This is a genomic window from Chitinivibrionia bacterium, assembly GCA_009779925.1.
In the GTDB taxonomy this organism is placed as follows: Bacteria; Fibrobacterota; Chitinivibrionia; order Chitinivibrionales; family Chitinivibrionaceae; genus WRFX01.
The window spans coordinates 1-10,576 of sequence record WRAZ01000052.1; the positions used below are offsets into that span (position 1 = coordinate 1).

The following is a 10,576-nucleotide window of genomic DNA, read 5'->3' on the forward strand; positions in this document are numbered from 1 at the left end:
ATCGGCGTGGTGACTTCGTGGCAGAAAACTCTGTCCAAATTCAATACGAATGTTCCCTCAAACGGCTCGTCCCGTAAATGAGCGTCAAAAATTTTTTCAACAATGGTCTTTCCCATTTTTTATATCTCCTTTTTGTTGTTTTTGCAGGGAAAATACTATTTGCCAATTAAGAAAAAAGAGTTAATTGCTTATTTTTAGTCGGTATGCTGTTTAATAAATAATTGGAAACAAACAATTCTTTCCCTGTTTGGTCGGAATTTTCGGCAACATTTCGCATTCCGTATGTTAAATTCCAAGGCGTAATATGAGCAAAAGAGAACAAATCGCGGATATATTCGCTGTCGTCGTAAGTAATAAGCCATTTATGTTTGCAGTTTTTCATATTTTCAGCAAAACGCTTGTGGTCAAAAGATTTGTGAAGATTGCCGTTTTTGCCGTAAAGCGCTGATTTTGTTGCGGAATAATAAGGCGGGTCAAGAAAAACAAATACATTTTCGCCTTCTTTTTTTAGTAATTCTTCATAATCGTGATTTGTTATGAGGGAGCCGTTTATAACTTTTGCCAAATCGTTTAAGCGCTTTATACTGCTTTCCGTAAAACGCCCCGAAAACGCGCCTTCGCTATATCCGCCGCTTAAAGTTGTGCCTGAAAAAGTAATACGATTGTAAATAAAAAATGCCGCCGCTTTTTCCAAATCATTAAAATCATTCAAATTTTTATTCAAAAATTGAAATAACTCCTTGCCTATCGGATATTCATTTCGCCATTCATACACTTTTTCGATTAAAGCATCAACATCTTTTTGCGCCATTTTCCAAAATTTATATAATTCCGAATATAAATCATTTATCCAAAATTTTTTGTTTGGAAATCGCTGTTTTGTATGCACAAAAACCGAACCGCCGCCTAAAAATGGCTCTCTGAATTCGTCAAAATCGGGGAGCAATTTTGCGATTGTTTCAACTGCGCGGCTTTTGCCGCCGGGGTAGCGGAGAGGGGATTTAATCATACTTTATAAACTTCTTGTTTCGAGTTTTTTATTCTAATCTCAAATCCGTTTTCATTTGCCTCCCTAAAAAGTTCCGAAATCAAAAATTGTTTATTTCCGTCTAATTTGTTTTCAAAAATGAATTCTGCTCTGTCTCTCCCGAAACATTTTTCATTGATTTCTCCTTTTAATTTCGCTGATGTCAAATTCAACACAGCCTTACTCTTCATCGGTTTTCCATCTACCTCAACCTCGCAAAGATTTGAATACAAAATCATTTTCAAAAGTCCGTCTTTTATGTCGCCAATACTTGGAAATATGGAATTTGCGGAGTGCTTGCTTTCAATAAGATATACGGTATCATTTTCAATAAGAACTTCATCAACTGTAAAAAAGTATTGTCCACCAAGGTAATTTGTGATTGTAATTTTTGCTTTTGTGTTGCTTGATAAATTTTCTTTCGGTTGCGTGGTTTGTATTTCGCGAGTTTGCGCCTTTTGAGCTTTTTCTCGCGAAAATTGCATAAATGTTTCAACTTCTCTGCCGATTTTTTCTTTGAAATTGTCTAAACCGTTTAAATTATGAAGTTTAATGTATAAATTAGTTTCTATTTCTGAATAAGATTTCTTTGCTTTATCAAGAATATCGTGCAGATTGTTTTTTAATTCGTTCAAATTCCAATGCAACGCAGAACTATGGTATTGTTTTATTTCTTTTATTTTAGAAATTATATAATTGTTGTCAAATTGTTGATTTGTGATTTTATTATTAAAACGAGGGTTAATTTCCGCTTTTTTATAATATGCAAAAATTACAAAAACATCAAGCAAAGACATTAACGAAACAGTATCCCATTGAAGAAAATCTCGGTCTCCCGTCGCTCCTTCGTCTTTTACAATTGGAATAACTGTGATTTTCTTTGATGAGTTTAGCGTATTATAAACACGTTCGTAAGGATATGAACGCGTTCTTTTGGGAGATACCCATTTTGAAATGGCAAATAACGTTTTATCATCCTTCAAACAGCAAAACGCGGGGACATTATTTATATCAAATTTATCAACATCAACAATTTGCAGATTTTCCGATAGAAAAACTTTATATTTTATTCCTGTTATTTTTCCATCTATTTTCATAATTTTAACAAGACCTCTTTTTTGCTGTTTTTTCAGAGGAAAATACTATTTGGCGCGGAGTGAAAGAGTGAATACAAAACAAACTTTATACCAAAAAACATTTCTCACACCACCACTCTCAACCCATCGAACGCGAAAGTCATTCGCGGGTCTATGATTTTTTCGTCGGTTTCGTAGTTTATGTCGTGGCAGAGGTGGGTGCCGAGGACTTTTTTGGGGTTGGTTTGCGCTATCAGATTTTTTATGTCTTCGTATATGAAATGCGTGCTGTGAGGGCGTTCCATACGTAGGCAATCTATAATTAAAAGGTCGAGATTTTGAAGTTTTTGTACTTCTTTCGGCGGAATGTTTTTTACGTCGGGAATATAGGCGACATCGGCGAAACGATAGCCGAAACAGCCGTTGCAATCGCCGTGTTCTACCGAAATCGGCTCAAAATCTAAGCCGAAAAGCGAAAATTTGTCCGAAATCGCATTTCTTTTTAGGGATGGAATACCGCCGCCAACGCAAGCGTTCGGATTAAAAATGTAAGAATATGCCTGTGAAATCGCATCTATCGTTTCCTGCGAACCGTAAATCGGGAGAGGTTTTTCGATGATGTCGGTGCGCGAATTTACGGTAAAGCAGTATGAGCGAATATCGGGAATTCCGCCTATGTGGTCGCTGTGGCGGTGAGTGAAAAGCGCCGCGTCTATCCGCTTTATTTTTTCGCGCAAGACCTGCGAACGGAAATCTGTGCCGCAATCGATTAAAATGTGTTTTTCGTTAAAAGAAAGCAAAACGGACGAGCGGGTTCGGTTGTGTTTTGAGTCGGTTTCGGCTAATTTACATACGTTTTTCGGGCAATGTTTGTAGTCCGTCATAATGCAATCCACAACAGGTACGCCGTGTGAAGTTCCCGTTCCCAAAAATAATATTTCAAGCACTTTTTTGTCTCCTGTCTTTATCTCGGCGGATGAATTACCATTTTTCTCACTCGGCTTCTTATTACTTCCGTTTGAGGCGACGACGATATATGCTGTCCGTCGTCTCTTCGGTAGCGCCTTACAAAAAGCCTGTAAAGATAAACGTTCGGCGAAAGTTGTTGCCCTCTTTGGTCGGTCAAATCCCATTCCACGCCGCGCTGAACATTGGAAAAACTGCGCACAAGCCGCCCGTTGAGCGTGTATATTTTAAGCGATATGTCGGCGACGTTGTCTGTCGGCTGATTAAAGAAAAACCGCGTTCTTTGCCCCATTCGCACGGGAGACGGATACGCGAAAAAATCGCCTATCGCGTATTGTTCGTTGCCAAGCGAACGTATATCCAAAATAAAGCGGCGAGTGGTAATATTTTGCAAAATGTCGCGCGCGGAAATGGTTAATTCGTATTCGCCTGTTGAGGGAAATTTGCTTCTTAAAAGCGGCAAGTTAAGCGAAACTTCGCGAAAATCTTCATTAAACAGTCTTACTTCCGCGTCGTCCGTGCCGAATTGTCTGCGACTCATCGCTCGGTCAATCGAAACCGAAATCCCGCCGCCCGGCGACTGCGCCGAATAAATATCAACTCCCGACATATCCGAAATTCTGAAATAAAGCCTCTGCTCTCTCCCTCTGTCAAAGCCGTCGATAACTATTCTGTCGCTTACGATGTGATTAGTATCGCCGCCAATTATATGCCGAACTGCAATTACAGGTCCTATGCTGTCATTGATGTTAATGTTTGTCGTATCGAAACCGCTGAATATTATGCCGTCGGTTATCGAACCGCTGAAAATTGTTCGTTCTGTAGCGGAATGTACGTGAATTCTTATCGCCGACCCTAAAGTATCTTCCAAAACCGTCGGCGGAATCATAAATGGTATTTCTACAACATTTCCTACGATTGTAGTATCTACTCTGCGGGTAGCTATCAATCCGGGAAGACGATATTGCACATTTGCTCCCCAATGCTCATTGTTGGGAAACTGAACAATACCGTCTCTTCGTGAAGGAGAAGTGTTTTCGGGATTTTGAAGAATTATTTCGGCAGTGCGCCTTACTTGGTCGTTCGGTATGGGCAATGTTGCGCGAATTATAACGTTTTGCATCTTTTTGAGAGGGGCGTTAATTTCATTGCGGTTTTCGTCTAATATTCTTATATTGGCGGTGGGTATCATCAGACGCTCTTGCATCGGGATATGCGACGGGTCGCCCAAAATAGTGTAAGTCGGGATGTTTCTTATTGTCAATCCTGCAGCGGTTTTTGCGGCAATATACGCTCCTCCTATACTTACGGAGCCAATTCGGGTAGAATCGTAAAAACGTGTAAAAAAGGCGACGGCAAAAGGTTCGTTTTCGACGGGCCAAGATATTCTCGAAGCAGAAATTGCCGCTATTGCGCCGCCTCCTTGAGCGCGCACCAAAAGTTCGGAAAGCCCCAAAGTCGCAGGGTCTCCGAAATATCCGACCGCGCAGGAAAGCGCTAAAAACACAAAGTATCTTTTTGTATTTATAAGCGAAGGAACATCCCTTGTGTGAAAAATATTCTCATCCGCAAGTTGTGAATGCGAACCGTGTCCAAAGAAACTTACGAGCGAAACACCGTTGTTTATTTCTCTGATTAAAGCGTTTCGTGCAAGCGGCTTATCACCCTGATTGTCAAAAGGAAATTCAAAAAGCGTTATTTTGCGAATATCCGCCGAACTATCCATTCTTGCGGCAATGTTAGCCATAATATCGGACTGTCGGGTATGCGCCATACTGAAGCTGTTTTCAATGCCTTGCGGCGCAGAGGAGCTTCTCGGAACACTATCGTCATCGGCAACAAAAAGATGGCGGTTTCGCCAAGAAGAAAAGTCTGCTTGCGCTCCTTCCGTATTCTTGACTTTTTGAAGATACGCGTTTGCCTCGCGAGCGTCATTTACGGGTATTCTCCCTACTGCAAATTGCGGAAACGCCGCAGGTAATTGCGGATTACTGAGCGGCGCTATATTTCCCGCAATCATTCCCGCCTGCGTATATGCGAAAAAATCTTCTATTTGATACGATACAAAGCGAAATCTTGTAAAAATCGGATAATCGGAATCGACTGCAATATAGAGAGGGATGTGGTTCGGATGCGACAGAAGCGGAAAACGAATATTTTTAAAATCATAGTGCCCATTACCGAACAAAACCAAATAATTTGGATACGTAAAAGGTGCGGCGCCCCACATATTCTGTACATAAACCATAAAATTACGGATTGCCTCAGGAGAAAAAACACCTCCCGAAAACACTCTGAAAATATCATCAGTGCTTACAACTCTCGGAAACTGAAACATTCCGATACTCTGCTTGTGTTGAGCCAAATCCTGCGCTTGTTGTAAAAATTCTTGCGGCGCAATTATCAGATAGTCCACTCTGTTTGAAGTATTAAGCAAATCGACAATGCGTAATCCGACGTTTTGTTGCGCTATATTGATTTGTTGCATATTCTCAACGGAGCGAAATCCCGATTGAGTTGCCAAATGATATTTGAAACCGTTCCCCGTAGCAGACGAAAATTCGAGATAGGTTGCCGAAGTCGAGCCGCTGTCTATCAATTCCGTTATTTGCGTTCTCGGATTATGGCGAACAAGCATTCTGAATTCGTTCGGCGGCAAATCCGAAATCCTGTATCTTACGGCTGTTTGCGGTCCGTTGCGGTCGGGGCGCGGCGGCGAATAAAATTGCAAACTGTGCCTTCTTGTTTGATTTTCAGCGTTAAACAAAGACAATCTTTGCCTGTATCGCAAATCAAATCCGTCAAAGTCAAAATACGGAGAAAATGGATTTTCCGCGGCACCCAAAAAATTTGCCCTGAGACTAAATTGAGAAGCGGACGGAAACGAATGCCAATTTCCGAGATTTGCTCTCTGAATGGTTAATCGAGTGGTATCTCCCGCAGGAGCAACTGAAAAAACAAGCGAAGCCAAGCCCGAACGGTTAAGTTCGTGAGCAAAAAATCGTATATCTGCGTTTTCGGTTTTTATATGATTTACTATAAAACTATTCGGAAAATTTACCGAGTTAAAAACCCTTGTGTTTTCATTTTGATTTGTCAGCGTAGTCCAAACCCAACGTTTGTCGCCGTGCCCCTGCGCAACGTCTCCCGTGGTTAATTGAGTGCTTCTGTTTCCTCTGAAATACACGTCGCCGACTTCTCTCAAGGGAGCGCTAGGCTCGGGCAAGCGCGCAATTGTATTCATTCTGTTGGAACCGCCGTTTGGCTCAACCGTTATCCAGTAATACCGCCTGAAATCCGTAAAATTAAAGAAAAAACGCCAATCGTTTACGTTTTCGCTGTCGTCAAAACGCCACGTATGGATTTTTTCTGCATAAAAAAGGATTTCGTCGCCATCCTCAAAAAGAAGAGGATTACCCGTCGGGCTACCTTTGCGCACAACAAAAGGCACATCGACAAGACCGTTGAGCGTATCAATCAGTTCGGCTATAGACGGCGTTGTGTCATTGACTATATTTGGATTTGAGGAGCGTATTCTTATTTGGTTTATAGGAATTTGAGTTCCCAGCCGCCTTTCGAGCAACTCTAAATCCGAACGCGTAATTCTGTAAATTCCCGCTCCTCTTGCTACGTCCGTTTCGGGGCAAGGATGGCGAAATGCTTCTTGATGACTTTGAGCTACGGTTGGTCTGTCGCCGATAGAAAATCTGAGAGCGACATCAGCAGTTATGTTGTTAATACTGCCGCTACTTCTCGGCGCTCTTTGCTGAAAAACGGTGTTGGGTATTCTGTCGGCGTTAAGAATTGCGCTTGACACGGCGTCATAAAAACTATTTCTCGGAACAAGATTTCTGTTTTGACCTGCGGAATATGAAATTACGACTATCATTTCCGTGGTATATGTGATTTCGTTGCCGTTTATTGACAAAATCGGCGAAATTTCCGCAGAAAAAAGCGGAATACTGCGCGCAAAAGTGAAATTTACGGTAGGAGATACCGTTTCATTTCCTAAATTTTCAGGAACTCTCATAGTAAATCGGTTTTGCGGGGTCGCCGATACTTGCGGTTGTGAACCTGCGGCGGCAGTAAAACTCAAAGATTGAACGGGAATTTGCATACTTTCCCTATAAACAGGAGCGCTGAGATTAACCCTTACAACAATTCTGCCGTTAATTTTTTCCAAAACCTGTATATCGGCAAACAAAACGTTTGTCAAAAACAAAATCAGAAATATTGTCGCCTTTTTCAACATTAACTACCTCTTTTTTGTGAGAAAATACTATATTTGTACATTAAATAGGAGAGTATTCTTGAAAGAAACGATAATTGAGATACGAAATTTATCTGCGCAATACGGCGAAAAGGTCGTTTTGCACGATATTTCCGCCGATTTTTACAAAGACGAAATCAGGGTTATCCTCGGCACAAGCGGCTGTGGCAAGACAACGCTTCTCAAAAACATAATAGGTCTGGAAAAACCCGTAAAAGGCAGTGCAAAGATTTTCGGAACGCTGATAGGCGAACTCGACGCCCCCGAAACGACCGCGGTGCTGAAAAAAATCGGCGTAATGTATCAAAACGGCGCGCTTCTCGGCTCGCTGACCGTCGCGCAAAACGTAGCGCTCCCCTTAAAAATGCACACAAAACTAAACGACGCACTCATAGAAGAAATTGTCCGCGAAAAACTAAAAGACGTAAGAATGGGACACGCCTACGACCTTTTCCCCGATGAACTTTCGGGCGGAATGCGAAAAAGAGCCGCAATAGCCCGCGCTCTTGTTTTAGACCCGCCGATTTTGTTCTGCGACGAGCCATCCGCAGGACTTGACCCCGTAACAAGCGCAGGTCTCGACGCACTTTTTATGGAAATGCGCGACAAATTAGGCATAACAATAGTCGTAGTCACCCACGAAATAGAGTCTATAAAAACAATAGCCGACTCCATCCTTTATTTGGAAAAAGGCTTAGTCTGCTTCGACGGCACGCTAAAAGACGGTCTGGCGCAAACCGAAGGAAAAGTTTACGACTTTTTTAATCGGATAGACAGGTCGGAAAACAGATAACAAAACCAAAAACTTCCGCAACGTCGATAATTTTTAGATATTTAACAAAAAACAAGCAGCGACCGTCGCCCGACCATCGCCCAAATATTATTTTACCCGCAAAAAATGGGTGGCGACCGTCGCCAAGGAGAAAAAATGAAAATTTCACTAAATTGGATCAAGGACTTTGTATCAATACCCGAAATCGACCCGAAAGAGGCGGCGGTAAAATTTACTATGGCGGCTTGTGAGGTCGAAGGCGTCGAAGAGACGGGCGGTTTTCTTAAAAATATAGTTGCCGTAAAAGTTGCAGGCGTTAAACCTCACCCCGACGCAGAAAATTTGCGCTTGGTAGAAATTGACGCGGGCGCGACTTCGACAAGCTCAGCCACCGTTAAAAACGAGGTCGTTTGCGGCGCGCCGAACGTGGAAGTCGGAAAAATCGTGCCTTACGCCAAACTCGGCACAAAATTCCCCAACGGATTTACGATAGAGCCGAAAAAAATCCGCGGCGTCGAAAGTTGCGGAATGCTCTGCTCGCAAAAAGAATTGGGGCTTGGCGACGACGACAAAGGTCTTTTGATTTTGCCGCCCGAAACCAAAATCGGCGCAAGCATTGCCGAAATTTACGAAATAGAAAGCGACATAATTTTTGACATCGACAATAAGTCCATAACCCACCGCCCCGATTTATGGGGACATTACGGAATTGCACGCGAAATGGGACTGATTTTCGGTAATCCCCTGAAAAACAAATACGATAAAGCGTGGGAAGATAAAATAATTTCTGAAAAATGTAGAGACGCGAGGCTCGCGTCTCCCGTCTCAGTCGAAGTCAAAGAAAACACCTGCTGCAAAGCATATTACGGTCTTTCGCTTGACGGAATAACAGTAGGAGAAAGTCCTAAATGGCTGAAAAATCGATTAGTTAACTGTGGATTGCGCCCAATAAACAACATTGTGGACATTTCAAACTTTGTTATGCTTGAGCTCGGCATTCCAAACCATATTTTCGACAGAGACCTTATTGAAGGCGGCAAAATTATAATTCGTCAGGCAGGCGAGCAGACAAAATTCACAACTCTCGACGAAATCGAAAGAGAATTGCTTCCTACCGACACCGTTGTCGCCGATACACAAAAACCGCTTGTGATAGCAGGAATTATGGGCGGCGCAAACAGCGGCGTAAGCGAAAAAACCACGCGAATTTTCATAGAAAGCGCAAACTGGACGGACAGCGAAGTGCGAAAAGCCTCCACTCGTATCGGATTACGTACAGATTCTTCGCAAAGATACGAAAAATCGCTCGACAGCCAACTTTTGGAACGCTCGCTTTTGCGAATTACAGAACTTATCTGCGAAATTTGTCCGAACGCAAAAGTTATAGGCAAAATAGAAAAAGACGGAAAAGAAATTGTCGCGCCCAAGAAAAAAACCGTAAAAGTTTCTGTAGAAAAAATATGCGCAGTATTAGGCAAAGAAATAGAAAAAACCGAAATTATCCGCATTTTACAAGGACTTGATTTCGGCGTAAGTGATACAAACAGCAACACATTAGATGTAGAAGTCCCCACATACCGCGCCACCAAAGACGTTGAATACGACGTGGACATTATTGAAGAAATCGGACGAATTATCGGCTATGACAATATTACGCCTATGCCGCCGACCGACAAAATTTCGCCCGTTCGCCTTTCCACGGCAAAGCAAACTCACCGTAAGATACAGGATTTTCTGATATTTAACGCAAATCTCTTAGAAACGATGACATACCCGATGTCGGGCGAAAAACAACTCGAAAAATCGAAAATCGGCTCGCTAAATGAAAAACTGGTTTTGGTGAATGCTCTAAGCAAAGACCACGACAGAATGCGCCCGAGTATTATACCGAGTATCTTGGGTGTCGGCGCACAAAACTGCAAAAATTTCGACAAATTCGGCTGTTTTGAAATTGGCAGAGAATACGATTTTAACGAAAAAGATTTCGCAAAAGAAAGAAATGTCCTCGGAATTTTGCTTTTTGACAAAAAAGAAAGCAGATTTATGGAGCTCGTCAATGTTTTGGAGCGACTTCTGCGCTATCTAAACGTTTCGGCGCAAATTGTGGCGCACAGCGATAAATTTCCGTCGAGCGTGCTTCCGCGAAATTGGGCGGGAATTCACCCGACAGAAACAGTCGATATAAAAATTATGGGAAAAAACTTAGGTTTTGCTACAACAATTCACCCGATTTTGGCAAAAGATTACAAAATTAAAGGCAAATTATCTATGGCGATTATTGATATTTCGGCGTTTGAAAATATAGCTCCAAAAGACAAGGTGAAATATAGTCCGCTTCCGAAATTTCCCGGCTCGGTTTTGGATTACACGGTTGTTGCCGACAAGAAAATAACAGTAGCGGAAATTCTTTCGGCAGTTGAAAAACTGAAAGTGCAAAATATCGTGAGAACAAGCGTAATAGACAA

The 10,576-nt window shown here is 42.1% G+C and carries 6 protein-coding genes; 2 read left to right on the top strand and 4 right to left on the bottom strand.

The window, feature by feature from the left end:
• Positions 1 to 166: 166 nt before the first annotated feature.
• From FWE23_10465 to FWE23_10480, 4 genes are all read right to left on the bottom strand, one after another.
• On the bottom strand, positions 167 to 1,009 hold the full coding sequence (locus FWE23_10465; GenBank protein ID MCL2845851.1) for a DNA adenine methylase: 843 nt from the start codon (positions 1,007 to 1,009) through the stop codon (positions 167 to 169).
• The gene (locus FWE23_10470) at positions 1,006 to 2,124 is read right to left on the bottom strand and encodes a hypothetical protein (GenBank protein ID MCL2845852.1); all 1,119 of its coding nucleotides are present in this window, start codon (positions 2,122 to 2,124) and stop codon (positions 1,006 to 1,008) included. The genes FWE23_10465 and FWE23_10470 overlap by 4 nt, the downstream gene beginning before the upstream one ends.
• 104 nt (positions 2,125 to 2,228) lie before the next feature.
• The gene (locus FWE23_10475) at positions 2,229 to 3,050 is read right to left on the bottom strand and encodes an MBL fold metallo-hydrolase (protein ID MCL2845853.1); all 822 of its coding nucleotides are present in this window, start codon (positions 3,048 to 3,050) and stop codon (positions 2,229 to 2,231) included.
• 17 nt (positions 3,051 to 3,067) lie between these two features.
• Positions 3,068 to 7,321, bottom strand: a complete 4,254-nt coding sequence (locus FWE23_10480) for a C25 family cysteine peptidase (protein MCL2845854.1) — start codon at positions 7,319 to 7,321, stop codon at positions 3,068 to 3,070.
• A 58-nt stretch (positions 7,322 to 7,379) separates the two neighbouring features.
• Between FWE23_10480 and FWE23_10485 the strand changes: the two genes are divergently transcribed.
• On the top strand, positions 7,380 to 8,132 hold the full coding sequence (locus tag FWE23_10485) for an ATP-binding cassette domain-containing protein (protein ID MCL2845855.1): 753 nt from the start codon (positions 7,380 to 7,382) through the stop codon (positions 8,130 to 8,132).
• A 135-nt stretch (positions 8,133 to 8,267) separates the two neighbouring features.
• Positions 8,268 to 10,576, top strand: a 2,309-nt coding sequence (gene pheT, locus FWE23_10490) for a phenylalanine--tRNA ligase subunit beta (GenBank protein MCL2845856.1), incomplete at its 3' end; no start/stop codon positions are given.

Coding starts and splice junctions, on each gene's coding strand:
- FWE23_10465 (MCL2845851.1), bottom strand. CDS start 1,009: ATGATTAAATCCCCTCTCCGCTACCCCGGCGGCAAAAGCCGCGCAGTT.
- FWE23_10470 (MCL2845852.1), bottom strand. CDS start 2,124: ATGAAAATAGATGGAAAAATAACAGGAATAAAATATAAAGTTTTTCTA.
- FWE23_10480 (MCL2845854.1), bottom strand. CDS start 7,321: ATGTTGAAAAAGGCGACAATATTTCTGATTTTGTTTTTGACAAACGTT.